This is a genomic window from Methyloversatilis universalis EHg5 (assembly GCF_000378945.1).
Lineage (GTDB): Bacteria > Pseudomonadota > Gammaproteobacteria > Burkholderiales > Rhodocyclaceae > Methyloversatilis > Methyloversatilis universalis_A.
Genome location: NZ_KB900539.1, coordinates 1,561,429 through 1,586,257 on the forward strand (window position 1 = coordinate 1,561,429; position 24,829 = coordinate 1,586,257).

Here is a 24,829-nt window from a genome sequence, read left to right on the forward strand (position 1 = left end):
TCAGCCGGCCAGCAGCAGGAAAAGGGCCGGACGGCGGTCGATGCGGCCGATCTCGTCGGCGGTCCATTGTGCGACCGGCCGGGTCCGTATGAACTGGTCGGGTGCGGTCAGCGCGGCGGCGATGCACAGCAGGGTGTCGCCGCGGCAGTGCGCGCGTATCGCGTCGAACATCCGCAGATTGCGATACGGCGTTTCGATGAACAGCTGGGTCTGGCGCAGCCGCATCGACTGCTTTTCCAGTTCGGTCAGCGCCTTGCTCCGCGCGGCGTCGTCGACCGGCAGGTAGCCGTGGAAGGCGAAGGATTGCCCGTTCAGTCCTGAAGCCATCAGTGCGAGCAGGATGGACGAGGGTCCGACCAGTGGCGCGACCGGAATGCCCATCGCGTGGGCAGTGCGTGCGGCCAGTGCGCCCGGGTCCGCCACACCTGGGCAGCCGGCGTCCGAAATGACCCCGGCGCTGCGACCGGCGAGCACCGGCGCCAGCAGCTCGCGCAGCAGGCGCCCGTCTTTTTCCGGGGGCAGTTCGACGATGTCCAGTTCGCGCAGCGGGGTCGGGTGTTCCAGGCGCTTCAGCGTGGCGCGCGCCGATTTGGCGCTTTCGACCAGGAAGTAATCCAGCTCGTGTGCGCGCTCGCGTACTGCGGCGGGGGTGTCGAGGGCGCTGCCGGTGGCGGCGTCCAGCGGGCTGGGCAGCATGTAGAGCGTGCCCGGTGCGCGATGTGCGTCGCTCATGGCAGTGGATAGCCCAGTTCGCGCAGGATGGCGCTGAGTCGTATCAGCGGCAGGCCGACCAGCGCAGTCGGATCGTCGCCGCTGAGCCGTTCCAGCAGTGCAATGCCCAGGGATTCCGATTTGGCTGCGCCGGCGCAGTCCAGCGGATCGTCGAGATCGATGTAGCGTTCGATTTCGGCTTGCGACAGCGGGCGGAACACGACTTCGGTCGGCACGACCGTCTCGTACGTCTGGCCGCTGCGGCCGTCGATCACGCACAGTGCGGTGTCGAACACCACGGTCTGTCCGCTCAGTTCGGCCAGCTGGGCGATGGCGGCGTCGCGCGTACCGGGCTTGCCATACTGACGGTTGCCACATGAGGCCACCTGGTCGGAGCCGATCACGGTATGGCCGGGCAGGCGGGTGGCGATGGCTTCCGCCTTCTGCCGCGCCAGTCGGGCAGCGAGCGCGCGCGGTGTTTCGCCGGAGGTCGGGCTTTCGTCGATGTCCGGCGATGCGGTTATGAAGGGAATGCGCAGACGCGACAGCAGTTCGCGCCGGTAGCGCGAGGACGAGCCAAGGACGAGTTCGGGCAGGGGCATGGTGCGGGCGGAAAGCAGGGCGGTCTGAGCCATTCGGGCGCAGCGCGCTTTGACATACACAGGCCGCGGATAGTATCATTTACGGTTTGTTTCTCCCGCCTCGCGAGATGTCGTGGCGCCACAGGCATGGCTGAACAGACCGGAAACACGCTGTCGGGCGACGAATTGCAGGTGCGCATCGATGCACAGCAGTTTGCGCGTGCCGGACACACCCTAGCGGGTGAGGTCGGAATGGCCGCTTTCGAGCGGCTGAGCGCTGAATGCGACAGTGAAGAGATCGGAGCGCGCGCGGTGCGTTGGGCGCTCCAGGGGTCGGTTGATGCAGAGGGCGTGTGCTGGCTGTCGCTCGATGTGACGGCAGACGTGCCCATGCAGTGCCAGCGTTGCCTGGGCAGTGTGGTGGTCGAGGCTCACGGGGTGTCGCGCTTCCGTCTTGTGTTCGCGGGCGAAGAGTGGGGCGACGAGGATCTCGAAGACGATAGTTTCGAGGCACTCGAAATCGATGGGCCGCTGGATCTGGCGACCCTGGTCGAAGACGAGGTGCTGCTGGCGCTGCCGACCGTGCCGACGCACACGCAGTGCGCCATGCCGGCGAAAGCCGGTGAACAGGTTGAGCCGGTCGTTGAAAAGCGGCCCTCGCCGTTCGCGGTGCTCGAAAAGTTGAAACGGAATTGATTCATGCTCGCCGGCAGGTGCTGGCGGGTTGGTACGTCGAGTTTTTTATCCGGTTATCCGGGGGAGTTGTTTCATGGCTGTCCAGCAAAACAAGAAGTCGCCGTCGAAGCGCGGCATGCATCGTGCCCACGATTTCCTGACCGCGCCGGCGACCGCCGTCGAGTCGACCACGGGCGAAACCCACCTGCGTCATCACATCTCGCCGAGCGGTTTCTACCGCGGCAAGAAGGTGCTCAAGACCAAGGGCGAGTGATCATCGCCTTTCCGTTGTTTCCGGCCCGCCGCATCCGTGCGGCCGAACCGGGCAAACGTGAATTGATCGGGTGCGTGGCATGAGCTATACCCTGGCCATCGATTGCATGGGCGGGGATCATGGTCCGTCCGTCACCCTTCCGGCTTCCCTGGCCTATCTGCGCAGGGATCCGGACTGCAACCTCCTTCTGGTAGGTCTGCAGGATGTCCTCGATGCGGAACTGAAGCGGCTCGGCGCGGATCGCGAGCCGCGGCTTTCTGTCGTCCACGCGTCCGAGGTGGTCGGTATGGATGAACCGCCGGCGCAGGCGCTGAGAGGCAAGAAGGATTCCTCGATGCGGGTTGCAATCGACCTGGTCAAGGAAGGGCGTGCCCAGGCCGCGGTGTCGGCCGGCAATACCGGCGCGCTGATGGCCATTTCCAAGTTCGTGCTGAAGATGCTTCCGGGCATCGACCGGCCGGCCATCGCATCCATTCTGCCCACGGTGAAGGGTCACACCTATGTGCTCGACCTTGGCGCCAATGTCGATTGCACGTCTGAACATCTCTGCCAGTTCGGCCTGATGGGCGCGATGCTGGTGTCTGCGCTCGAATCGCGTGAACGCCCCAGCGTCGGTCTGCTCAATATCGGCGAAGAAGAGATCAAGGGTAACGAGGTGGTCAAGGGCGCTGCAGAACTGCTGCGGGCCAGTGACCTCAACTTCTACGGCAATGTGGAAGGCAACGATATCTACAAGGGCACGACCGATGTCGTCGTGTGCGACGGTTTTGTCGGCAATGTCGCGCTGAAGACTTCGGAAGGGCTGGCTCAGATGATCGGCACCTTCCTGCGCGAGGAATTCAGCCGCGGACCGCTGCGCAAGCTGATGTACATCGTGGCTCGCCCGGTCATCGCGGCCTTCCGCAATCGGGTCGATCATCGTCGTTACAATGGCGCCAGCCTGCTGGGCCTGCGAGGCGTTGTGGTGAAGAGCCACGGCTCCAGCGACGCCTACGGCTTCGAGCAGGCGGTGGCGCGTGCCGCCGACGCGGTGCGCAACGATCTGATTGCCCGCATCACCCAATGCATGAAACGTACCGAGGTAGCTGCATGACTTTCTGCCGCATTACCGGTACCGGTGGCTATCTGCCCGGTGCCCCGGTGTCGAACCATGACCTGGTTGCCCGGGGGATCGAAACGTCTGACGAGTGGGTCAGCGAACGCACCGGCATCCGCTTCCGCCACTTCGCGGCGGAGGCAGAACATTCCAGCGATCTCGCCCTGCATGCGAGCCGGAAGGCGCTGGAAGCGGCCGGTCGCAGTGCTGCCGACGTAGACCTGATCATCGTCGCGACCTCGACGCCGGACCAGGTTTTCCCGAGTACCGCCTGCATCCTCCAGCACAAGCTGGGCAATCGCGCCGCCACCGCCTTCGACGTGCAGGCGGTGTGTTCCGGCTTCGTCTATGCGTTGACGGTGGCGGAGAAGTTCATCCGCTCGGGCTCGCACAAGTGCGCTCTCGTCATCGGTGCGGAAGTGTTCTCCCGCATCCTGGACTGGAACGATCGTGGCACCTGCGTGCTGTTTGGCGACGGTGCCGGCGCGGTGGTGCTTGAAGCGTCGGACGAGCCGGGCATCCTGGCCTCTGCGCTGCATGCCGACGGCCATTACCATGACATCCTGTCGGTGCCTGGTCAGGTGTGCAATGGCGCCGTGTCCGGCACGCCACTGCTCCAGATGGATGGCCAGGCGGTATTCAAGTTCGCAGTGCGCGTGCTGGGTGATACCGCGGTCGAACTGATGGCGGCGGCCGGTCTTCCGCTCGATGCGCTGAACTGGCTGGTGCCGCACCAGGCCAATATCCGCATCCTGCAGTCGACCGCCAAGCGGCTCGATCTGCCGATGGAACACGTGGTGACCACGGTGGCCGATCACGGCAACACCTCGGCCGCTTCGGTGCCGCTGGCGCTGGACGTGGCGGTGCGCGACGGCCGCATCAAGCGCGGCGACCACGTGATGCTCGAAGGCGTGGGCGGCGGCTTCACCTGGGGCGGCGTGCTGCTGCGCTACTGATCCGCAGGGGCGCTCCGGGCGGGCGCCCTGCATCGCTGGACATCTGATTCCGGACACACCATGCAGAAACTTGCTTTCGTATTTCCCGGCCAGGGCTCGCAGTCGGTCGGCATGATGGCCGCCTATGGCGACGACGCCGATATCCGCGCCACCTTCGACGAAGCGTCGCAGGCGCTGGGCGAGGATCTGTGGGCGATGGCGGCCGAAGGCCCGGCCGAGCGCCTGTCGCTCACCACCAACACCCAGCCGCTGATGCTGACCGCCGGCGTGGCGGTGTACCGCAGCTGGATCAAGCGTACCGGCCGTCAGCCGGACGTGGTCGCCGGACACAGTCTCGGCGAGTACGCGGCGCTGGTGGCGGCCGGCGTGCTCGCGCTGAAGGATGCGGTGCCGCTGGTGCGCCTGCGCGCACAGGCCATGCAGGAAGCCGTGCCTGCGGGTACCGGTGCCATGGCTGCGGTGCTCGGTCTGGATGCCGACGTGGTCAGGACTGCCTGCGTGGATGCAGCGCAGGGTGAGGTGGTGGCTGCGGTGAATTTCAATTCGCCGGAACAGACCGTGATCGCCGGCCATGCCGCCGCGGTGCAGCGGGCGATGGCCCTGCTGTCGGAGCGCGGCGCCAAGCGCACCGTTGCGCTGCCGGTCAGCGCGCCTTTCCACTGCAGCCTGATGCAGCCGGCGGCCGACCGCCTGGCGGCCGTGCTGCCGGGCATCGCCTTCGCCCGTCCGCAGATCGCGCTGGTAAACAACGTCGATGTGGCGACGCCGGATGAGCCGGACGCCATCCGCGATGCGCTGGTGCGTCAGGCTGCAGCGCCGGTGCGCTGGGTTGAGGTGATCCAGCGGATGGCTGCGCTGGGCGTCACTACCGTGGCGGAATGCGGTCCGGGCAAGGTACTGGCCGGTCTCACCAAGCGCATCGACCGCAATCTCACTGGCGTGGCGCTGGCCGATGCGGCCGCACTCGACCAGCTGGTTCAACAGATCGGAGTGAATTGATGGGCGTACTTGACGGACAGATTGCGCTGGTGACCGGCGCGAGCCGCGGCATCGGCCGCTCGATTGCGCTGGCGCTGGGCCAGGCGGGGGCTACCGTGGTCGGCACCGCCACCTCGGAATCCGGTGCGGCCGGCATCCAGCAGGCTTTTGAAGCTGCCGGCATCAAGGGACGTGGCCTGGTGCTGGACGTGACCGATGCAGCGGCCATTCCCGCCGTGATCGGCGCGATCGAGAAGGATTTCGGCACCGTTTCGGTTCTGGTGAACAACGCCGGCATCACGCGCGACAACCTCGCGATGCGGATGAAGGACGACGAGTGGCAGGCGGTGATCGACACCAATCTGAAGGCGGTGTTCACGATGTCGCGTGCAGTGATGAAAGGCATGATGAAGGCACGCAGTGGCCGCATCATCAACATCACCTCGGTGGTCGGCGAAACCGGCAATCCGGGGCAGGCCAACTACGCGGCCGCCAAGGCCGGCGTGGCCGGCATGAGCATGGCGCTGGCGCGTGAGCTGGGTTCGCGCAACATCACGGTGAACTGTGTCGCCCCCGGCTTCATCGCCACCGACATGACCGAGGCGCTGGGCGATGCGGCGCGCGATGCGCTGCTGGGCCAGATTCCGCTGGGGCGTCTGGGCAATGCCGACGAAGTGGCCGCCGCAGTGGTGTTTCTTGCTTCGCCGGGCGCCGCTTACGTGACCGGCAGCACGCTTCACGTCAACGGCGGCATGTTCATGCATTGATTTTTGTCGGGCGCCGGTGGGCGGATTTCCGCCGGTTGGCGCCCGGAAGCGAAGTGGAGCAGGCTTTCTGATACACTCGCGCCACTTTTTTTTCGCGTCCTCACGCTCTCGTCAGGGCCTAACAGGGAAGGAGTACCGCAATGGAAAACATCGAACAACGCGTCAAGAAGATCGTCGCTGAACAACTGGGCGTCAACGAAGCCGAAATCAAGAACGAATCGTCCTTCGTGGATGATCTGGGTGCCGACTCGCTCGATACGGTCGAACTGGTGATGGCCCTCGAAGAGGAATTCGAGTGCGAAATCCCGGACGAAGAAGCCGAGAAGATCACCTCGGTGCAGCAGGCCATCGACTACGTGAATGGCCACCTCGCCAGCAAGGCCTGATCGTTTCATTCCGCGGAGCACGTTTTGGCACGTAAGAGAATAGTCGTCACCGGCCTGGGCATCATTTCCCCGGTCGGCAATACCGTCGGACAAGCCTGGGAAAACATCCTGGCGGCAAAGTCGGGCATCCGTCGCATCACGCGCTTCGATGCTTCGGAAATGCCGGTCCAGATCGCAGGCGAAGTACGCGATTTCGACGTCGCCAACTACCTGTCTCCGAAAGAGGCCCGCCGTTACGACACCTTCATCCATTACGGCATCGCTGCCTCGATGGATGCGGTGCGTGATGCCGGTCTCGAGGCTCACCCGGCCAACGCCGAGCGCATCGGCGTCTGTGTCGGCTCCGGCATCGGCGGTCTGCCGATGATCGAGGACACGCATACCGCCATGATGTCCGGTGGTGTGCGCAAGGTATCCCCGTTCTTCATTCCCGGCTCGATCATCAACATGATCTCCGGCATCGTCGCGATCAACTACGGCTTCAAGGGCCCGAATTTCGCGACGGTGAGCGCCTGCGCGACCGCCAATCATTCGATCGGCGAAGCCATGCGCCTGATCGAGTACGGTGATGCCGACGTGATGATTGCCGGCGGTGCCGAATCGACCATCTGCAGTCTCGCGGTGGGCGGTTTTGCCGCTGCCAAGGCACTGTCTACTCGCAACGACGATCCGGAAACGGCCAGCCGTCCGTGGGACACCGGCCGTGACGGCTTCGTGCTGGGCGAAGGTGCCGGCGTGCTGGTGCTCGAGGAGTACGAACACGCCAAGGCGCGCGGCGCACGCATCTACTGCGAGCTGGCGGGCTACGGCATGAGCGCAGACGCTCATCACATCACCGCTCCGTGCGAGGATGGTGAAGGCGCATCGCGCAGCATGAACAACGCGCTGCGCAATGGCGGTGTCGCGCTGGACGAAGTCGACTACATCAACGCCCACGGCACATCCACGCCGCTGGGTGACATTGCCGAAACGGTGGCGGTCAAGCGCTGCTTCGGCGAGCACGCCAAAAAGCTGTGCGTCAGTTCGACCAAGTCCATGACCGGCCACGCGCTGGGTGCCGCGTCGGGCATCGAGGCAGTGGTGAGCATTCTTGCTCTCCACCACCAGATCGCTCCGCCGACCGCCAACCTGCACGATCAGGATCCGGCCTGCGATCTGGACTACGTGCCGTTGGTCCCGCGCGAACTGAAAATCCGTGCCGCGATGTCGAATGCCTTCGGTTTCGGGGGCACCAACGCGACGCTGGTGTTCCGTCGCCTCTGACGCGGGCGGCGCCGGACGTCCGCAAGGATGGAAGTCGCCGCGCCGATTCAGCTGAAAGGGTCACGTCGTCTCGACGTGGCCCTTTTTGTTTGCGCGCTCGTAGCCGTGCTGGCGGCGTCGCTGCACCCGGCTGCAGCGTGTACCCTGTTGCCGGCGCTGTGCGGCGCGGTATGGCTGCGCCATCGGGACGGATGCCTGCAGGCGCTGTCACTGGAGGACGGGCGCGAGGTGGTGCTGTACCGGGCTGACGGCACGACACTGCATCTGCGGCTGGCGCATGCACGGATGAGCCGGCACACGCTTTCGCTTGAACTGGAAGGCGCCGGGCGTGGTTGGCGACGGCTGCTGCTGACGGCCGACCGCTTCGTGCGGCCGGACGACTTCAGACGTCTGCGGCGAGCGGTGCGTGAAGGTCTTCGGGCTGACGCGTCCGGCGCGGCCGCAGGATGGTCGGCATGGCGGTCGCGCTGGTTTCCGGATAGTCGCGGCTGAAATGCAGGCCGCGGCTCTCGTGCCGCTGCATCGCGCTGCGCACGATGAGGTGGGCGGTGAGCACCAGATTGCGCAGTTCGATCAGATCGTTGCTGATGCGGAAGTTGGCGTAGTACTCGTCGATCTCGCGCTCAAGCAGGCGGATGCGGTGCAGCGCGCGCTCGAGCCGTTTGTTGGTGCGTACGATGCCGACGTAGTCCCACATGAAGCGGCGCAGTTCGTCCCAGTTGTGAGCGATCACCACCTCTTCGTCGGCGTCGGTCACCCGGCTTTCGTCCCAGGCCGGCAGTGCCGGCTGCGCCTGCGGGCCGCGGGCGAGAATGTCCTGAGCGGCCGCCTCGGCATAGACCAGACATTCCAGCAGCGAATTGCTGGCCAGACGGTTGGCGCCGTGCAGACCGGTGTAGCTGGTTTCACCCAGCGCATACAGGCCGTCGACATCGGTACGGGCGCGGTGATCGACCCGTACGCCGCCGCAGGTGTAGTGGGCCGCCGGCACCACCGGGATCGGCTGGCGGGTGATGTCTATGCCCAGTTCCAGGCAGCGGGCGTGGATGTTCGGGAAATGGCTGATCAGGAAGTCGGCCGGCTTGTGCGACACGTCCAGATACACGCAGTCCAGGCCGCGCTTCTTCATTTCGTAGTCGATTGCCCGTGCTACCACGTCGCGCGGCGCCAGTTCGGCGCGCTCGTCGTGTTCCGGCATGAAGCGTTCGCCGTCCGGCAGTCGCAGCAGACCGCCTTCTCCGCGCATCGCTTCGGTGATCAGGAAGGATTTGGCGTGCGGGTGGTACAGGCAGGTCGGGTGGAACTGGATGAATTCCATATTGCCGACCCGGCAACCTGCGCGCCAGGCCATCGCGATGCCGTCGCCGGTCGCCGTGTCCGGATTGGTCGTATACAGATAGACCTTGCCCGCACCGCCGGTGGCCAGCGCGACCACCGGTGCCGAAAAGGTGTCTACCCGCTCATCGTCGAGATCCAGTACGTAGGCGCCGGCGCAACCCAGATCCGGGCGGCCTATCTTCCAGCCGACGATGAGATCCACCGCCAGATGGCGTTCGAAGATGTGGATGTTCGGGTGCGCCTTGACCTGTTGCGTCAGCGTCATCTGGATGGCGGAGCCGGTGGCGTCGGCCGCATGCACGATGCGGCGGTGGCTGTGGCCGCCTTCGCGGGTCAGGTGATAGCCGAGTGCGCTGCCTTCGTCGCGGGTGAAGGGCACGCCGCGGGCGATCAGCCATTCGATCGCGCGCCGGCCGTTCTCGACCACGAAGCGGCTGGCGTCCGTATCGCACAGGCCGGCGCCGGCCACCAGGGTGTCGCGCAGGTGGGCTTCGATCGAGTCCTCGTCGTCCAGTACCGCCGCCACGCCACCCTGAGCCCAGCTCGAAGCCGAATCTTCCAGCTTGAGCTTGGTGATCAGTGCAACCTGGCGCCCGGCCTCGGCCAGACGCAGCGAAAGCGCCTGTCCGGCCAGGCCGCTTCCCAGTACCAGCACGTCGAATGTCTGCACGGTTTTTCGCGTTTCACGAGAAGGGCTGCACTATATCGCAGTGCAACGCAACACACGCCCGGAAACGCCGAGTTACGCAATGGATGAACTTTGCCGAAACCCCTCAGTCAATAGGGGCATGGACGCGACCCTGAACCCCCTCCAAGTAATGCCCAGGCCTGTGCGCTCGGATATACTGCGCGCCAGTTCAAAACCTGCACCGGCGAAAGATCCGGGTGGCACCACATCAGCCCAGATGACTGAGCGAGAGCTTGACCAGCGACTTGTCGAGCGCGCGCAGCGCGGCGACAAGCAGGCCTTCGGGCTGCTGGTCAGCAAGTACCAGCGCAAGCTCGGGCGGCTGCTGTCGCGCCTGATACGCGACCCTGCCGAGGTCGAGGACGTCGCACAGGAAGCCTTCATCAAGGCCTACCGTGCGCTGCCCTCGTTCCGCGGCGAAAGTGCGTTCTACACCTGGCTCTACCGCATCGGCGTAAACACCGCGAAGAACTACCTCGTGTCGCAGGGCCGGCGTGCCCCGACGAGCACGGAGTTCGATTCCGAAGAGGCGGAGAACTTTGACGACAGCGACAACCTGCGGGACATCAATACGCCCGAACGGCTGCTGCTGACCAAGCAGATCGGCGAGACGGTGACTTCCGCGATGGAAGCGCTGCCTGAAGAACTGCGCACGGCCATCATGCTGCGCGAACTCGAAGGCATGGCCTACGAGGAGATCGCAATGGTGATGGATTGTCCGATCGGCACGGTGCGTTCGCGCATCTTCCGTGCCCGTGAGGCGATCGCCGAAAAGCTGCGCCCGCTGCTCGATACGGCACCCGACAAGAGGTGGTAACACGCATGAAAGAGAATCTGAGCGCCTTCATCGACAACGAGCTCGATGAGCGCACGTCGCAGCAGGTGCTGGACCGCCTGCATGCCGACGGTGATCTGCGTGACGAATTTGCGCTGCAGGTATTGATCGGCGACCTGCTGCGCGGTGAGCAGCAGCATTTCGACGACGGTTTTACGGCTTCGGTCATGAACCGCCTCGAAGACGAGCCCACGGTTCTTGCACCGGTCGCCATTCGCGTTCAGCCTGAAGCCAAACGTCTCTGGATGCCGGCCGCGGCTGCAGTGGCGGGTGTTGCGCTGGTGTCCTGGCTGGGGCTTGATCTGATGTCCGCCCCGACTGAACAGCTCGCGGTAGTACCGGTGGCAGCGCCTGCTGTCGTCCAGATTGCCCAGACTGAATCTCCTCTGCGCGCCTATCTGGTGGCGCACCAGGCTTACTCCCCGGCCGGCAGCATGCAGGGTGTGGCCCTGTACGCGCGCGGCGTTTCGGATCTGCAGACCGACGAACGTCGATGATTCTTCGTGCAGCATGGCTGCTGGCGGGCCTGCTGGTCGGGCAGGTCGCGCTGGCCCAGGGGCAGCCGGAAGCGCTGTCCCTGCTCGGGCGGGCGGTCAGCGCCTCGCAGAAAACCTCCTACGTTGGCACTTTCGTCTACCAGAGCGGTGCCAGCGTCGAAACCTCACGCATCGCCCACTACGTCGATACCGAAGGCAATTCGATCGAGCGGCTGGAGGTGCTGGATGGCAGTCCGCGCGAGGTGATACGCGTCAATGACGACGTGCGCTGCTATCTGCCGAAGGAAAAGATGATCATCGAAGACCGCCGCGGCGCACGGAAAACCTTTCCGTCCCTGCTGCCGGAGGCGGTTGCCGCGCTCGGTGATTTCTACACCGTGCGCAAGGTGGCGCCAGGTCGGGTCGCCGGTTTCGACACTCAGACCGTGGTGCTGGAACCGAAGGACGGTTTCCGTTATGGCCACATGTTCTGGATCGAATCCCAGTCCGGTCTGCTGCTGAAGGCACGCATGGTGAACGAGAAGGGTGAGCCGATAGAGCAGTTCGCCTTCGCCCAGCTGCAGATCGGTCCGGCGCTGACCCGCGACGATGTGCAGTCCAGGCTGGCGGCCAGCGCCACCGGCTGGAAGGTGCATGCGGCCAATTCCACCCAGGCCCAGAATGCCGATCTCGGCTGGACGGTGAATGCCGATGTGCCCGGCTTCAGGCAGATTGCCGGCATGCGGCGATCGCTCGGGCCGGACCGGCAGGACATGGTACACATGGTGTTTTCCGACGGTCTGGCCGCGATTTCGGTGTTCATCGAACCCTACCGCAAGGATGACGGCAGCCAGATTGGCCCGATGAAGCACGGCGCGGTCAATGTATTCAAGCGTCGGGTGGCCGGTTTCGTCGTGACCGCGCTGGGCGAGGTGCCTGCACACAGCGTGCAGCGCATGGCCGAGGCGGTAGGGCCGAAGCGCTGATGAACGTGCGCCCTGGCGTTGTCCGCCGCGTGGCTGACGGCTACGCGTGGGTCGATGTAGAGCGCCAGAGCGGTTGCGGCCGCTGCGCGGAGAACGGCGGCTGTGGCCGCCGCTGCGAAACTGCATCTTCCTCATCAACCTATATCGTGCCGGTCGATGTCGCGCTGCTGCCAGGCGCCCGGGTCGATCTGGCAGTCGGTGAGGGCGGGCCGCTGACCGCGGCGCTGCTGTCTTACGGTGTGGCGCTGGTGGCACTGTTCGCGGGCGTATCCGTCGCGGTGCTGATCGGCGGACTGTCCGATCCGGTGGTGGCGGCCGGCGTACTTGCCGGCCTTGTCGCGGCGGCTGGCTGGTTGCAACTGAGCCGACGTTACCGCAGCCTGCTGCCAGCGGTCCGTATTCTTCCCGATCCGCTGTCCACCTCCGTATCCGCTTCATTCCCTGCCGGAAAATCATGACTGCCTTCATCCGGGCCGCTCTGTTCGGCCTGCTGACCGCCCTGAGCCTGCCGCACGCCGCAGCCGCCCAGCGCGAACTGCCCGATTTTTCCCAGCTGGTTGAGCAGCAGGGGCGGGCGGTGGTGAATATCAGCACCACCCAGAAGGTGAGTGCGCGCGCGATGCCGCAGATGCCGCCCGGCGTGGACGAAGACGATCCGATGTTCGATTTCTTCCGCCGCTTCATTCCGCAGCAGCCGGGCACACCCGGCTCGCAGGACGCGCGATCGCTCGGCTCCGGTTTCATCATTTCCGCCGACGGTCATCTGCTGACCAATGCCCACGTGGTCGAGGATGCCGACGAAATCACGGTGCGACTGTCCGACAAGCGCGAATTCAGGGCGAAACTGATCGGTGCCGACCGGCGCACCGATATCGCGCTGCTCAAGATTGACGCCAGCGGCCTGCCGGTTGTGCGCTTCGGCGACGCGAATCGCCTGAAAGTGGGCGAATGGGTGGTCGCCATCGGTTCGCCCTTCGGCTTCGAGAGCTCGGTGACTGCCGGCATCGTATCGGCGAAGGGGCGGGCGCTGCCGCAGGAAAACTTCGTGCCCTTCATCCAGACCGACGTGGCCATCAATCCGGGCAATTCAGGCGGCCCGCTGTTCAATCTGCGCGGTGAGGTGGTGGGCATCAATTCCCAGATCTACAGCCGCAATGGTGGCTACATGGGCCTGTCGTTCGCGATTCCGATCGATGTGGCGATGGACGTGCAGTCACAGTTGCGTGTGAGCGGCCGGGTGCAGCGCGGGCGCATCGGTGTGGTGATCCAGGAGGTGACCAAGGAACTGGCCGATTCCTTCGGTCTGCAAAAGCCGGAAGGCGCGCTGGTCAGTTCGGTCGAGCCGCGCGGTCCTGCGGAAAAGGCCGGCGTCGAGCCGGGCGATGTCATCCTGCGTTTCGATGGCAAGCCGATCGAGAAATCCGGCGACCTGCCACGTCTGGTCGGCGGGACCAAGCCCGGGGCAGCTTCGCTGCTGCAGGTGTGGCGCAACGGGGCGGCGCGCGACGTCCGTGTCACGGTGGCCGAACTGAACGATGACCGCATCGATCCGCGCAAGGGTCGCCGCAGCGCTGCGCCGGAGGCCGGGCCCGCGCCCAACCGGCTCGGGCTGGTGCTGTCGGAACTGAATGCGCAGCAGAAGCGGGAACTGAAGGTTGAGGGCGGGCTGAGGGTGGAGCAGGTGTCGGGCAGCCAGCGCTCCGATCTGCGTGCCGGCGATGTCATCCTGGCGGTGATCGCGCGCGGCAGGCAGACGCCGGTCAGCACGCTGGACCAGTTCAACCGCATCCTGTCCGGCATCGAGCCCAAGGTCGGCCTGACGGTGCTGGTGCGCAGGGGTGACAGCCAGACTTTCCTGACGCTGCGAGCGCCCGATGCACAGCGCGGTGACGAGCGGTGAGCGGCGGGCCGCGCGAACTGACGCTCTATCTGCGACGCTGGTGCCATCTGTGCGACGACCTGCTGGCAGCGCTTGAACCGCTGATTGCCGGCCAGAACGTCGAGGTGCGTGAAATCGACATCGACGAACACGAAGAGTACGAGGATGCCTACGGCGAGCATATTCCGGTGCTGTGTGCCGGAGAGCGCGAACTGTGCCGGCATCGACTGGACGAGCGGGCGGTCAGGGCCTATCTGCTAGAATCGCGCGCTTGAACAGAGGTCCGGCCGATCACGGGGGCTGCCGAAAGGGCGCCCCTTTTTGTTGCCGGGCCCGCGGCGCGACCGCCGTTCCCGACCCGTTCCGGGCCCTTGAGCATTTTCCGATCTGATCCGACCGATGCAGCACATCCGAAACTTTTCCATCATCGCCCACATCGATCACGGCAAGTCCACGCTGGCGGACCGGCTGATCCAGCGCTGCGGCGGCCTGTCCGACCGCGAGATGGAGGCGCAGGTGCTCGACTCGATGGATCTGGAGCGCGAGCGCGGCATCACCATCAAGGCGCAGACCGCCGCGCTGTCGTACAAGGCCAAGGACGGTCAGGTCTATAACCTGAACCTGATCGACACCCCGGGCCACGTCGATTTTTCCTACGAGGTGAGCCGCTCGCTGTCCGCCTGCGAAGGCGCGCTGCTGGTGGTCGACGCCTCTCAGGGCGTCGAGGCGCAGACGGTGGCCAACTGCTACACCGCGCTCGACCTCGGCGTCGAAGTGGTGCCGGTGCTGAACAAGATGGACCTGCCGCAGGCCGATCCGGACAACGCGAAGCAGGAAGTCGAGGACGTGATCGGCATCGACGCGACCGACGCCATTCCGTGTTCGGCCAAGACCGGCCTGGGCATCGACGACATCCTGGAAGCGGTGATCGCGCGCATCCCCGCGCCCAAGGGTGATCCGGATGCGCCGCTGAAGGCGCTCATCATCGATTCGTGGTTCGACAACTACGTCGGCGTGGTCATGCTGGTGCGCGTGGTCGATGGCGCGCTCAAGCCCAAGGACCGCATGCTGCTCATGTCGACCGGTGCCCAGTACCAGTGCGACCAGGTCGGCGTGTTCACGCCGAAGTCGGTGCAGAAAACCGCGCTGTCGGCCGGCGAGGTGGGTTTCATCATTTCCGGCATCAAGGAACTGCAGGCCGCCAAGGTGGGTGACACCATCACCCTGGCCGACCGCCGCGCTGATGCAGCGCTGCCCGGCTTCAAGGAAATCAAGCCGCAGGTGTTCGCCGGTCTGTACCCGGTCGAAGCCAGCGAATATGACCAGCTGCGCGAGTCGCTGGAAAAGCTCAAGCTGAACGACGCTTCGCTGCAGTACGAGCCGGAAGTGTCGCAGGCGCTGGGCTTCGGTTTCCGTTGCGGCTTCCTCGGCATGCTGCACATGGAAATCGTGCAGGAGCGTCTGGAACGCGAGTTCGACATGGACCTCATCACCACGGCGCCGACCGTGGTGTACGAGGTGCTGATGAACGACAACACGGTGGTGATGGTCGAGAACCCGTCCAAGCTGCCGGATACGTCCAAGGTTGCGGAAATCCGCGAGCCCATCATCAAGGCGGTCATCTTCATGCCGCAGGATTACCTGGGCGCGGTGATCACCCTGTGCGAACAGAAGCGCGGCCAGCAGGTGAACATGCTCTACCACGGCCGTCAGGTGCAGCTGACCTATGACCTGCCGATGGCTGAAGTGGTGTTCGACTTCTTCGACAAGCTGAAGTCGGTGTCGCGCGGCTATGCCTCGCTTGACTACGAGTTCAAGGAATACCGCGCCGCCGACGTGGTGAAGCTCGACCTGATGGTGGCCGGCGAGAAGGTCGATGCGCTGTCGGTCATCGTGCATCGCGCCAACGCACAGTTCCGCGGCCGCGAGGTGGCGGCCAAGATGCGCGAGCTGATTCCGCGCCAGATGTTCGACGTGCCGGTGCAGGCGGCGATCGGCGCCCACATCATCGCGCGCGAAACGATCAAGGCGCTGCGCAAGAACGTGCTCGCCAAGTGCTACGGCGGCGACATCTCGCGGAAGAAGAAGCTGCTGGAAAAGCAGAAGGCCGGCAAGAAGCGCATGAAGCAGGTGGGCAACGTGGAAATTCCGCAGGAAGCCTTCCTCGCCGTACTGCGGGTCGACGACAAGTAAGCGCGTCGCGCAGCCTGCCTCTCCGAACGATTACAGGACTGGATTCCGATCTTGAACTTTGCACTGATTCTTTTCGTGCTGTGCGTGGCCACGGGCATTCTGTGGGGACTCGATAAGGCGGTATTCGCCAAGCGGCGGCCGGCCGGCGCACCCGATCCGTGGTGGGTCGAGTATGGCGCCAGCTTCTTTCCGGTCATCATCGTGGTGTTTACGCTGCGCAGCTTCGTGGTCGAGCCCTTCCGCATTCCGTCCGGCTCGATGATTCCGACCCTGCTGGTGGGCGACTTCATCCTGGTGAACAAGTTCACCTATGGCATCCGCCTGCCGGTGCTCAACACCAAGGTGGTCGACATGAACGACCCCAAGCGCGGTGACGTGATGGTGTTCCGCTACCCGGCCGATCCGTCGGTCGATTACATCAAGCGCGTGGTCGGCCTGCCGGGCGACAAGATCGTCTATCAGAACAAGCGGCTCACCATCAATGGCGTCGAAGTGCCGCTCAAGGCGCAGGACGACTATCTGCACAAGGACCGCGCCTACTACTCGAAGCGTTTCCAGGAAACGCTGGGCGAGGTCGAGCATTCCATTCTGAACGACCGTGACGCGCGCGCCGACGTGCCGATGGCACTGGATTTTCCGGGTCGCGAGAACTGTGTCTACAATCACGAAGGGGTGCGCTGCGAAGTGCCGGCCGGCCACTACTTCATGCTCGGTGACAACCGCGATCAGAGTGCGGACAGCCGGGTGTGGGGCTTCGTGCCGGATGCGAACATCGTCGGCAAGGCCTTCTTCGTGTGGTTCCACGCCGACGCCATCGTGCCGCCGAAAGGCATCGATTTCGGCCGCATCGGCAGTTTCCGGTAAGGCGTTCCGCTTCTGCACAGAACAGTCAACAGGGAGGCAGCGATGCAGCGCAAGCAGTCCGGTCTGAGCATGATCGGTTTTCTCGTCGTCGCGAGCTTCATCGCGATCATCGTCATCCTCGGCATGAAATCGGTGCCGGCGGTGATCGAGTACTACACCATCCTGAAGAACGTGAAGGCGATCGCCAAGAGCAGCGAACTGCGCGGCGGTACGGTCGCCGACTACCGCAACGCCTTCAGCAAGCGGTCAGTCATGGACGAAATGTCCAGCGTCACGCCGGCCGACCTGGACATCGTGAAGGATTCGACCGGCGTCGAGATTTCCTTCTCCTACCAGCGCAAGGTGCCGTTGTTCGGCCCGGTCAGCCTGCTGTTCGATTTCGAAGGATCGGCCTCGGGGTCGAACTGAAGTCTTGAATGCACCGGATGCAAGGGTCGAGCAGGCGCTCGGCCACGTCTTTGCCTCGCGCGCATTGCTGGCGCAGGCGCTGACGCACAGCAGTTTTTCCTCCTCTCACAACGAACGGCTTGAACTGCTCGGTGATGCGGTGCTCGATTGCGCCGCCACCGACCTGCTGTTCCGCCGCTTCCCGGACACGCCCGAAGGTCTGCTGTCGCGGCTGCGCGCTTCGCTGGTCAAGGAAGACACGCTGGCTGAAATCGCCGCCGCCATTGCGCTGGGCGATGCACTGCGCCTGAGTGCGGGCGAGCAGAAGACCGGCGGTCGCGGCCGGCCGGCACTGCTGGCCAACGCGCTCGAAGCGCTGATCGGCGCGGTATTCCTCGAAGCCGGTTACGACGCCGCACACGCCGTCGTGGCCCGTCTGCTCGAATCCCGGCTGGTGGCGCTGAACCCGGAGCGCGACGCACGCGACCCCAAGACCGCGCTGCAGGAGTGGCTGCACGCGCGGGCCAAGCAGCCGCCGCGCTACGAAATCGTGTCCACCACCGGTCCCGCCCACGCGCCGGTATTCCGTGCCGCCTGCGTGATCGACACGCTCGGCCTGCGCACCGAAGGCGAGGGCCGCAGCCGGCGTCATGCCGAACAGGCCGCTGCCGCGTGCGCGCTCGAACAACTTCAGGGGGCGGCATGACCGACATTCCTCAGCAAGACATGAAGGCGGACGATGCCGCCGCATCGCCGGTCACCCATTGCGGCTTCATCGCCATCGTCGGCCGGCCCAACGTCGGCAAATCGACCTTGATGAACCGGCTGATCGGCCAGAAGGTGAGCATCACGTCGGCCAAGGCGCAGACCACCCGCCACCGCATACACGGCGTATTCACCCGCGATGCCCACCAGTTCGTGTTCGTCGATACGCCCGGTTTTCAGACCAAGCACCGCAATGCGCTGAACCGCGTGATGAACCGTGCGGTCACGCAGGCACTGGCTGATGTGGACGTGATCCTGTTCGTGATCGAAGCCGGTCGCCTGACCGAAGCTGACGAAGAGGTGATCGCGCTGCTGCCCAAGGACAGGCCGGTGCTGCTGCTGCTGAACAAGACCGACAAGACCGGCGACCGCGCCAAGCTGCTGCCCTTCGTCGAACGCATCGCGAAGCTGCACGACTTCCACGCCATCATGCCGGTCAGCGCCCAGCGCGGCGACGGCCTCGATGCGCTGCTGAAGGTGGCCGGCGAACTGCTGCCCGAGGGGCAGGCCATGTTCGATGTCGATGACTTCACCGACCGCAGCGAACGCTTCCTCGCCGCCGAGTACATCCGCGAAAAACTGTTCAGGCAACTGGGTGACGAGCTGCCCTACGGCCTCGCGGTCGAGATCGAGCGCTTCGAGGCCGAAGGCGCGCTGCGCCGCATCGCTGCCTGCGTCATCGTGAGCCGCGAGGCGCACAAGGGCATCGTGATCGGGCAGGGCGGTGAGGTGCTCAAGTCAGTCGGTTCGGCCGCGCGCAGCGATATGGAGAAGGTGTTCGGCTCCAAGGTTTTTCTTGAGCTGCACGTGAAGGTCCGCAGCGGCTGGGCCGACGACGAGCGCGCGCTGAAGAGTCTGGGCTTCGAACCATGAGCACCGCACAGCCTGCGCGCCGGAGGACGGTGGCGTGACCTCCGGCAAGCAGCGGGTGGACGGCCAGCCCGCCTTCCTGCTGCAGGCCCATCCCTACCGCGAAACCAGCCTGGTGGTCGACGTGTTCAGCCGCGACTTCGGCCGCATCGGCCTGGTCGCGCGCGGCGCCAAGCGCCCGCGCTCACAGCTGCGCGGCGTGCTGGTCGAGTTCCAGCCGCTGGATCTGGGCTGGTTCGGTGCGGGCGAACTGCGCACGCTGGCGCGCGCCGAGTGGCAGCGCGCCTGGCCCATGCTGTCCGGCCCGCGACTGCTGCTGGGCTACTATCTGAACGAGCTGCTGCAGCGCCTGATGGTGCGCGACGACGCACATCCCGCGCTGTTTGACCTCTATGCCGAGGCGGTGCAGAAACTGGCGCTGGCGCCGGCCGAAACCGTGCGCCACGAAGCGCTGCTGCGCGGCTTCGAAAAGGCCCTGCTGCGCGAACTGGGCTATGGCCTGACGCTGGACCACGACACCAACGGCGATGCGCTCGACCCGCAGGCGCGCTACGTCTACAAGCCCGAGCTGGGCCTGCTGGAAGGCGAGGGCAGTGGCGACGACGTGAGCATGACCGGCGCGCAGGCGCTTGCGCTGCACGAGGACGATTACGCCGACGCGCAGGTGGCGCGTCTGGCCAAGACACTGATGCGTGTGCTGATCGCGCATTATCTGCAGGGACAGGAGCTGCGCACGCGGCGGGTATTCATCGAACTACAGGATCTCTGAACATGATCGAACTGGGCGTCAACATCGACCACGTGGCCACGATACGGCAGGCGCGCCGCACCTACGAACCGGATCCGGTGTGGGCGGCGGTCGAGGCCCACCTGGGCGGCGCGGACGGCATCACCGTCCATCTGCGCGAAGACCGTCGCCACATCCAGGACGACGACGTGCGCCGGCTGCGCGATCTGGTGCACATCAAGCTCAATCTCGAAATGGCGGCCACCGATGAAATGGTGGGCATCGCCTGCGCGCTGAAGCCGGAAATGGCCATGCTGGTGCCGGAAGGCCGGCACGAGGTGACCACTGAAGGCGGTCTGGACATCGTGTCGCAGGAAGCGCGGCTGAAGGGCGTGATCGGTCGCCTGCGCGATGCCGGCATCGTCACCAGCGTGTTCATCGACGCCGAGCCGGCACAGATCGAGGCGGCCGCGCGCATCGGCGCCCAGGTGTGCGAGGTGCACACCGGGCCGTACGCGCACGCCTTCCACGGCCTCGGTCGCGACCGCGAATCGCAGGCGGTGGTGGTCGAGCTCGACAAGGTGCGCGCCGGCGGCAAGCTCATCCGCGACCTCGGCATGCGCTTCAACGCCGGCCACGCGCTGAACTACGCCAACGTGCAGCCGGTGGCCGAACTGCCGGGCGTGCGCGAACTGCACATCGGCCACGCCATCGTGAGCCGCTCTGTGTTTGTCGGCCTGCGCGAGGCGGTGCGCGAAATGAAGGCGCTGATGCGCGAGGCGGCCGGGAGGGCTGCGTGATTTTCGGTGTCGGCACCGATCTGTGCGGTATCGCGCGTTTCGAGCGCATGCTGGCCGAGGACGGTGACGGCATCGCGCGGCGCATTCTCGCCGCGTCCGAACTGGATGAATTCGCGCGTGTGAAGCAGCCGGCGCACTTTCTGGCCAAGCGCTTCGCCGCCAAGGAGGCGCTGGGCAAGGCACTGGGCACCGGCATCCGCGCGCCGGTACTGCTGCGCTCGATCGCGGTGACCCACGACGATCTGGGCAAACCCGCCTTCGCCTTCGATGACACGCTGACCGCGTGGATGAGTGCGCGCGGCCTGCGCGCCCATCTGTCGCTGTCTGACGAAACCGAACACGCGCTCGCCTTCGTCGTGGTCGAGCGCACGGAGAACACTGCATGAGAACCACCCCGCCCGGACCGGTCATGATCGACGTGGCCGGCTTCGAACTGGACGCCGAAGACCGCGAACTGCTGGCCCACCCGTCGGTGGGCGGGCTCATCCTGTTCGCGCGCAACTTCCACGACGCGAAGCAGCTCGCCGCGCTGACCGAGGCCATTCACGCGCTGCGCCGGCCGCCGCTGCTGATCGCGGTCGATCACGAAGGCGGCCGGGTGCAGCGTTTCAGGACCGACGGCTTCACTCACCTTCCGTCGATGCGCACGCTGGGTACGCGCTACGAGGCGGATGCGCAGGGTGCGCTGGCCGACGCCCGCGCCGCCGGCTACGTGCTGGCGGCCGAGCTGCGCGCGCTCGGCGTGGATCTGTCCTTCACGCCGGTGCTCGATCTCGATTTCGGCCGCAGCGGCGTGATCGGCGACCGCGCCTTCCACCGCGACCCTTCCATCGTCGCGCCGCTGGCCGGCGCGCTGGCGGAGGGGCTGCGTGCCGCAGGCATGAAGTCGGTCGGCAAGCACTTCCCCGGCCACGGCTTCGTCGAGGCGGATTCGCATGTGGCGATTCCGGTCGACGAGCGCGATTTCGACACCATCTGGGCCGACGACATCCGCCCCTACATCGATCTCGGCAGACAGATCGACGCGGTGATGCCGGCGCACGTGATCTATCCGGCGGTCGATCGCATGCCGGCCGGTTTTTCGCGCGCCTGGGTGCAGGGCATCCTGCGCGAGAAGCTCGCTTTCGACGGTGTGGTGTTCAGCGACGACCTGTCGATGGAAGGCGCGTCGGTTGCGGGCGACGTGGTGGCACGCGCAGAGGCTGCGTGGGAGGCTGGCTGCGACATGGTGCTGGTGTGCAATGCACGCGACCAGGCGGTGAAGCTGATCGACGGCTGGCGCCCGGCATTCGACAGCGTGCGCAGCGCACGCGTCGAATCGCTGATGCCCAAGCAGCCTTACGGCGACCGCACAGTGCTGGCGCAGGATGTGCGCTACCGCGACGCGCTCGGTGCGGTGCAGCGCCTGATCGGCTGACGGAATGTCTGGGGCATGAGCTTCGACGCGAAGGCTTTCCTGCCGACGGTGACCGAAGATCCGGGCGTGTACCGGATGATAGGCAGTGAGGACGAGGTGCTCTACGTCGGCAAGGCGAAGAACCTGCGCCGGCGGGTGTCCTCGTACTTCCAGCGCACGCCGTCGAGCCCGCGCATCGGCATGATGGTGTCGCAGGTGGTGCGGGTGGACCTCACCGTGGTCAGGTCGGAAGCCGAGGCGCTCATCCTCGAAAACAATCTGATCAAGAGCCTGCGGCCGAAGTACAACATCCTGTTTCGGGACGACAAGTCCTACCCCTACATCAGGCTCAGCAACGACCGCTTCGCGCGCATCGGCTTTTTCCGTGGCACGGTCGGCCGCGACGCGCGCTACTTCGGTCCGCTGCCCAACGCCTGGGCGGTGCGTGAAACGATACAGCTGGTGCAGCGGGTGTTCCTGCTGCGCACCTGCGAGAACAGCGTGTTCTCGAACCGCTCGCGGCCCTGCCTGCTGCACCAGATCCATCGCTGTTCGGCGCCCTGCGTCGACCTCGTGTCCAAGGAAGACTACGACGAGGACGTGCGCATGGCCACGCTGTTCCTGAACGGCCGGCACGGTGAGGTGATCGACCGGCTGTCGGAACAGATGAATGCCGCCGCCGAGGCGCTGGCTTTCGAGAAGGCGGCGCAGATCCGCGACCAGATCCGCGCGCTGTCCAAGGTGCTGCACAAGCAGTACGCCGACAGCGCCCGTGACGAAGACCTCGACATCGTGGTCGCCATCGAGCGCGACGGCTCGGCCTGCGTCAATCACGCCATGGTCCGCGGCGGTCGCCACCTTGGCGACCACGCGCATTTTCCGGCCGCGGGGCAGGGCAGTGCGGCCGACATGCTGCTCGCCTTCGTCACCCAGCACTACGCGGCCGGCAATGCGCCGAAGCGCATCGTGGTCAATGCGCTGCCCGAGGCGGACGAAGGCGAGGCGCCGCTGCCCGGCTCTACGCTGGCGCTGGCCCGCAACGAACGCGAGCGCGCGTGGACCGACATGGCGCTGAAGAACGCCGAGATCGCGCTCGGCGTGAAGCTGGACGCAGGCGCCCGTGCTTCGCACCGGGTGCGCGCGCTGGTCGAGGCGCTGGAACTGGATGTGGCGCCGGAGCGTATCGAGTGCTTCGACATCAGCCACACGATGGGCGAAGCCACCGTGGCCTCCTGCGTGGTGTGGATGGGCGGCGCCATGCGCAACAGCGAATACCGCCGCTACAACATTGACGGCATCACGCCGGGCGACGACTACGCCGCGATGCGCCAGGTGCTCACCCGCCGTTACGAGAAGGTAGCGAGCGGCGAGGGCGCCCGGCCCGATCTGGTGCTGATCGACGGTGGCCGCGGCCAGCTGGGCATCGCCATCGAGGTGATGGCTGAACTCGGTCTGGACCTGCCGCTGGTCGGTGTGGCCAAGGGCGAAGAACGCAAGATGGGGGCAGAAGAGCTGATACGCCCCGGCATCGACCAGGCGCTGGTGCTCGGCCCGGAACACCCGGCCCTGCACCTGATCGCGGAAATCCGCGACGAGGCGCACCGTTTCGCGATCGCAGGCCACCGCGCCAAGCGCGCGAAGAAGCGGCTCACCTCGACGCTGGAAGACATTCCGGGCATCGGCCCGGCACGTCGCAAGCGCCTGCTCACCACCTTTGGCGGACTGGCTGGCGTGCGCAACGCCACGGTCGAGGATCTGTGCCGGGTGGACGGCATCAGCCGTACGCTCGCCGAACAGATACACCGGCAGTTAAACTAGGCTTCATGTTTACCTTGCCTACCGCGCTCACCTGGGCGCGCATCCTGCTCATTCCGCTGTTCGTCGGCGTGTTCTTCCTGCCGGCGCATGCCCTGACCTTCCACGAGAAGAACCTGATCGCCACCGTGGTGTTCGTCGTGGCCGCGCTGACCGACTGGCTGGACGGTTACCTCGCGCGCACGCTGAACCAGACCTCGGCCTTCGGTGCCTTTCTTGATCCGGTGGCCGACAAGCTCATGGTGGCGGCGGCGCTCATCATGCTGGTCGAACTCGACCGCACCAGCACCGTCATCGCGCTCATCATCATCGGCCGTGAAATCACCATCTCGGCACTGCGCGAGTGGATGGCCAAGGTGGGCGCGTCGCGCAGCGTGGCGGTGTCCATGATCGGCAAGATCAAGACCACCGCGCAGATGATTGCCATTCCCATGCTGCTGTACTTCGACCCGCTGTTCGGCGTCGATGTGGCGGCCATCGGCGGCAAGCTCATCTGGGTGGCTGCGGTGCTCACCGTGTGGTCCATGGTGTACTACATGCGAAAGGCATGGCCGGAACTGCGCGCGCGCAAGGCGGTGTGAAGCTTCTTCAAAAAAGTGCGCTGTCAGTGTTGACAGCTTCTCTGGCAGGCCTATAATGCGCGCCTGTCTTGCGGGAATAGCTCAGTTGGTAGAGCGCAACCTTGCCAAGGTTGAGGTCGCGAGTTCGAGCCTCGTTTCCCGCTCCAAGATACAGAAATGGGGAAGCCTAGCTTCCCCATTTTGCTTCACAGCCGGTTCGCCGGCTGCGCCTCAGGCGAGGTGGCAGAGTGGTTATGCAGCGGCCTGCAAAGCCGTGGACGCCGGTTCGATTCCGACCCTCGCCTCCAGGACAATTTGATCGGTACTCACGTGCCGATACGCGGGAATAGCTCAGTTGGTAGAGCGCAACCTTGCCAAGGTTGAGGTCGCGAGTTCGAGCCTCGTTTCCCGCTCCAACACCCTGAACGGGGAAGCGCAAGCTTCCCCGTTTTTCTTTGCGCTGCCGGTCCGGGTGTTTTCAGGCCTGCGCAGATCATCCCGCCTGAAGCTCGTCGTGTCCGCCCGGCCGGGGCAGCTTATGATGCATGCCTGATTCTGGGCCG

At 65.3% G+C, this 24,829-nt stretch carries 29 protein-coding genes and 3 tRNA genes; 29 read left to right on the top strand and 3 right to left on the bottom strand.

Annotation, left to right across the window (positions count from 1 at the left end; translation table 11 throughout):
- Both METUNV2_RS0107250 and METUNV2_RS0107255 read right to left on the bottom strand, forming a co-directional pair.
- Positions 1–732 (bottom strand): SAM-dependent methyltransferase, encoded by a 732-nt coding sequence (locus METUNV2_RS0107250; RefSeq protein ID WP_018228818.1) that lies wholly within the window; start codon positions 730–732, stop codon positions 1–3.
- Positions 729–1,346: a Maf family protein gene (locus METUNV2_RS0107255; RefSeq protein ID WP_018228819.1), complete on the bottom strand. Its 618-nt coding sequence runs from the start codon at positions 1,344–1,346 to the stop codon at positions 729–731. Before METUNV2_RS0107255 ends, METUNV2_RS0107250 begins: the two co-directional genes overlap by 4 nt.
- Before the next feature lie 93 nt (positions 1,347–1,439).
- Between METUNV2_RS0107255 and METUNV2_RS0107260 the strand changes: the two genes are divergently transcribed.
- The 9 genes from METUNV2_RS0107260 to METUNV2_RS19825 all read left to right on the top strand — a co-directional run bounded on the left by METUNV2_RS0107260 (position 1,440) and on the right by METUNV2_RS19825 (position 8,179).
- Complete coding sequence (locus METUNV2_RS0107260; protein ID WP_018228820.1) at positions 1,440–1,988, top strand: YceD family protein; 549 nt, start codon at positions 1,440–1,442, stop codon at positions 1,986–1,988.
- Between the two features lie 73 nt (positions 1,989–2,061).
- Positions 2,062–2,241 carry a 50S ribosomal protein L32 gene (rpmF, locus tag METUNV2_RS0107265; protein WP_008058713.1) on the top strand — a complete coding sequence of 60 codons (180 nt, stop codon included), beginning with the start codon at positions 2,062–2,064 and terminating at the stop codon, positions 2,239–2,241.
- 79 nt (positions 2,242–2,320) lie between these two features.
- The gene (plsX, locus tag METUNV2_RS0107270; protein WP_018228821.1) at positions 2,321–3,334 is read left to right on the top strand and encodes a phosphate acyltransferase PlsX; all 1,014 of its coding nucleotides are present in this window, start codon (positions 2,321–2,323) and stop codon (positions 3,332–3,334) included.
- On the top strand, positions 3,331–4,293 hold the full coding sequence (locus tag METUNV2_RS0107275) for a beta-ketoacyl-ACP synthase III (RefSeq protein WP_018228822.1): 963 nt from the start codon (positions 3,331–3,333) through the stop codon (positions 4,291–4,293). Before plsX ends, METUNV2_RS0107275 begins: the two co-directional genes overlap by 4 nt.
- A gap of 60 nt (positions 4,294–4,353) precedes the next feature.
- Positions 4,354–5,292, top strand: coding sequence for an ACP S-malonyltransferase (gene fabD, locus METUNV2_RS0107280; RefSeq protein ID WP_018228823.1), 939 nt, complete (start codon positions 4,354–4,356; stop codon positions 5,290–5,292).
- Entirely contained in the window at positions 5,292–6,038 is a 747-nt protein-coding gene (gene fabG / locus METUNV2_RS0107285; RefSeq protein WP_018228824.1) for a 3-oxoacyl-ACP reductase FabG, read from the top strand. Before fabD ends, fabG begins: the two co-directional genes overlap by 1 nt.
- A 140-nt stretch (positions 6,039–6,178) precedes the next feature.
- Positions 6,179–6,424, top strand: a complete 246-nt coding sequence (gene acpP / locus METUNV2_RS0107290; protein WP_018228825.1) for an acyl carrier protein — start codon at positions 6,179–6,181, stop codon at positions 6,422–6,424.
- Positions 6,425–6,448: 24 nt separating this feature from the next.
- Positions 6,449–7,687 carry a beta-ketoacyl-ACP synthase II gene (gene fabF / locus METUNV2_RS0107295; protein ID WP_018228826.1) on the top strand — a complete coding sequence of 413 codons (1,239 nt, stop codon included), beginning with the start codon at positions 6,449–6,451 and terminating at the stop codon, positions 7,685–7,687.
- Positions 7,688–7,714: 27 nt separating this feature from the next.
- The gene (locus METUNV2_RS19825) at positions 7,715–8,179 is read left to right on the top strand and encodes a hypothetical protein (protein ID WP_157281334.1); all 465 of its coding nucleotides are present in this window, start codon (positions 7,715–7,717) and stop codon (positions 8,177–8,179) included.
- Here the strand turns inward: METUNV2_RS19825 and nadB are convergent.
- Positions 8,070–9,695 (bottom strand): L-aspartate oxidase, encoded by a 1,626-nt coding sequence (nadB, locus tag METUNV2_RS0107300; RefSeq protein ID WP_018228827.1) that lies wholly within the window; start codon positions 9,693–9,695, stop codon positions 8,070–8,072. The two genes, METUNV2_RS19825 and nadB, sit on opposite strands and share 110 nt — an antisense overlap.
- Positions 9,696–9,930: 235 nt before the next feature.
- Between nadB and rpoE the strand changes: the two genes are divergently transcribed.
- From rpoE to METUNV2_RS0107400, 20 genes are all read left to right on the top strand, one after another.
- Positions 9,931–10,530 carry an RNA polymerase sigma factor RpoE gene (rpoE, locus tag METUNV2_RS0107305; RefSeq protein WP_018228828.1) on the top strand — a complete coding sequence of 200 codons (600 nt, stop codon included), beginning with the start codon at positions 9,931–9,933 and terminating at the stop codon, positions 10,528–10,530.
- A 5-nt stretch (positions 10,531–10,535) separates the two neighbouring features.
- Positions 10,536–11,045: a sigma-E factor negative regulatory protein gene (locus METUNV2_RS0107310; RefSeq protein ID WP_018228829.1), complete on the top strand. Its 510-nt coding sequence runs from the start codon at positions 10,536–10,538 to the stop codon at positions 11,043–11,045.
- Positions 11,042–12,010, top strand: a complete 969-nt coding sequence (locus tag METUNV2_RS0107315) for a MucB/RseB C-terminal domain-containing protein (RefSeq protein WP_018228830.1) — start codon at positions 11,042–11,044, stop codon at positions 12,008–12,010. Before METUNV2_RS0107310 ends, METUNV2_RS0107315 begins: the two co-directional genes overlap by 4 nt.
- Positions 12,010–12,468 (top strand): SoxR reducing system RseC family protein, encoded by a 459-nt coding sequence (locus METUNV2_RS0107320; RefSeq protein WP_026187958.1) that lies wholly within the window; start codon positions 12,010–12,012, stop codon positions 12,466–12,468. The genes METUNV2_RS0107315 and METUNV2_RS0107320 overlap by 1 nt, the downstream gene beginning before the upstream one ends.
- Complete coding sequence (locus METUNV2_RS0107325; RefSeq protein ID WP_018228832.1) at positions 12,465–13,910, top strand: DegQ family serine endoprotease; 1,446 nt, start codon at positions 12,465–12,467, stop codon at positions 13,908–13,910. Before METUNV2_RS0107320 ends, METUNV2_RS0107325 begins: the two co-directional genes overlap by 4 nt.
- Positions 13,907–14,164: a glutaredoxin family protein gene (locus METUNV2_RS0107330; RefSeq protein WP_018228833.1), complete on the top strand. Its 258-nt coding sequence runs from the start codon at positions 13,907–13,909 to the stop codon at positions 14,162–14,164. Before METUNV2_RS0107325 ends, METUNV2_RS0107330 begins: the two co-directional genes overlap by 4 nt.
- A 124-nt stretch (positions 14,165–14,288) precedes the next feature.
- Positions 14,289–16,082, top strand: coding sequence for a translation elongation factor 4 (gene lepA / locus METUNV2_RS0107335; RefSeq protein WP_018228834.1), 1,794 nt, complete (start codon positions 14,289–14,291; stop codon positions 16,080–16,082).
- A 51-nt stretch (positions 16,083–16,133) separates the two neighbouring features.
- A complete protein-coding gene (gene lepB / locus METUNV2_RS0107340) occupies positions 16,134–16,946 on the top strand; it encodes a signal peptidase I (protein ID WP_018228835.1) in 813 nt (270 codons plus the stop codon).
- Positions 16,947–16,988: 42 nt separating this feature from the next.
- Positions 16,989–17,354 carry a DUF4845 domain-containing protein gene (locus METUNV2_RS0107345; protein WP_018228836.1) on the top strand — a complete coding sequence of 122 codons (366 nt, stop codon included), beginning with the start codon at positions 16,989–16,991 and terminating at the stop codon, positions 17,352–17,354.
- A 4-nt stretch (positions 17,355–17,358) separates the two neighbouring features.
- Positions 17,359–18,039: a ribonuclease III gene (gene rnc, locus METUNV2_RS0107350; protein ID WP_018228837.1), complete on the top strand. Its 681-nt coding sequence runs from the start codon at positions 17,359–17,361 to the stop codon at positions 18,037–18,039.
- Between the two features lie 20 nt (positions 18,040–18,059).
- The gene (gene era / locus METUNV2_RS0107355) at positions 18,060–18,971 is read left to right on the top strand and encodes a GTPase Era (RefSeq protein ID WP_018228838.1); all 912 of its coding nucleotides are present in this window, start codon (positions 18,060–18,062) and stop codon (positions 18,969–18,971) included.
- 34 nt (positions 18,972–19,005) lie between these two features.
- Positions 19,006–19,737 carry a DNA repair protein RecO gene (gene recO, locus METUNV2_RS0107360; RefSeq protein ID WP_018228839.1) on the top strand — a complete coding sequence of 244 codons (732 nt, stop codon included), beginning with the start codon at positions 19,006–19,008 and terminating at the stop codon, positions 19,735–19,737.
- A 2-nt stretch (positions 19,738–19,739) separates the two neighbouring features.
- Positions 19,740–20,495 carry a pyridoxine 5'-phosphate synthase gene (locus METUNV2_RS0107365; protein ID WP_018228840.1) on the top strand — a complete coding sequence of 252 codons (756 nt, stop codon included), beginning with the start codon at positions 19,740–19,742 and terminating at the stop codon, positions 20,493–20,495.
- Positions 20,492–20,881 carry a holo-ACP synthase gene (gene acpS / locus METUNV2_RS0107370; protein ID WP_018228841.1) on the top strand — a complete coding sequence of 130 codons (390 nt, stop codon included), beginning with the start codon at positions 20,492–20,494 and terminating at the stop codon, positions 20,879–20,881. Before METUNV2_RS0107365 ends, acpS begins: the two co-directional genes overlap by 4 nt.
- Positions 20,878–21,912 (top strand): beta-N-acetylhexosaminidase, encoded by a 1,035-nt coding sequence (nagZ, locus tag METUNV2_RS0107375; protein WP_026187959.1) that lies wholly within the window; start codon positions 20,878–20,880, stop codon positions 21,910–21,912. The genes acpS and nagZ overlap by 4 nt, the downstream gene beginning before the upstream one ends.
- 15 nt (positions 21,913–21,927) lie before the next feature.
- Positions 21,928–23,709 carry an excinuclease ABC subunit UvrC gene (uvrC, locus tag METUNV2_RS0107380; protein WP_018228843.1) on the top strand — a complete coding sequence of 594 codons (1,782 nt, stop codon included), beginning with the start codon at positions 21,928–21,930 and terminating at the stop codon, positions 23,707–23,709.
- A gap of 5 nt (positions 23,710–23,714) precedes the next feature.
- Positions 23,715–24,287 (top strand): CDP-diacylglycerol--glycerol-3-phosphate 3-phosphatidyltransferase, encoded by a 573-nt coding sequence (gene pgsA, locus METUNV2_RS0107385; protein ID WP_018228844.1) that lies wholly within the window; start codon positions 23,715–23,717, stop codon positions 24,285–24,287.
- A 70-nt stretch (positions 24,288–24,357) separates the two neighbouring features.
- Positions 24,358–24,433: transfer RNA gene (locus METUNV2_RS0107390), tRNA-Gly, on the top strand.
- Positions 24,434–24,500: 67 nt separating this feature from the next.
- Positions 24,501–24,574, top strand: a tRNA-Cys gene (locus tag METUNV2_RS0107395).
- Positions 24,575–24,606: 32 nt separating this feature from the next.
- Positions 24,607–24,682: transfer RNA gene (locus METUNV2_RS0107400), tRNA-Gly, on the top strand.
- Positions 24,683–24,829: the final 147 nt, after the last annotated feature.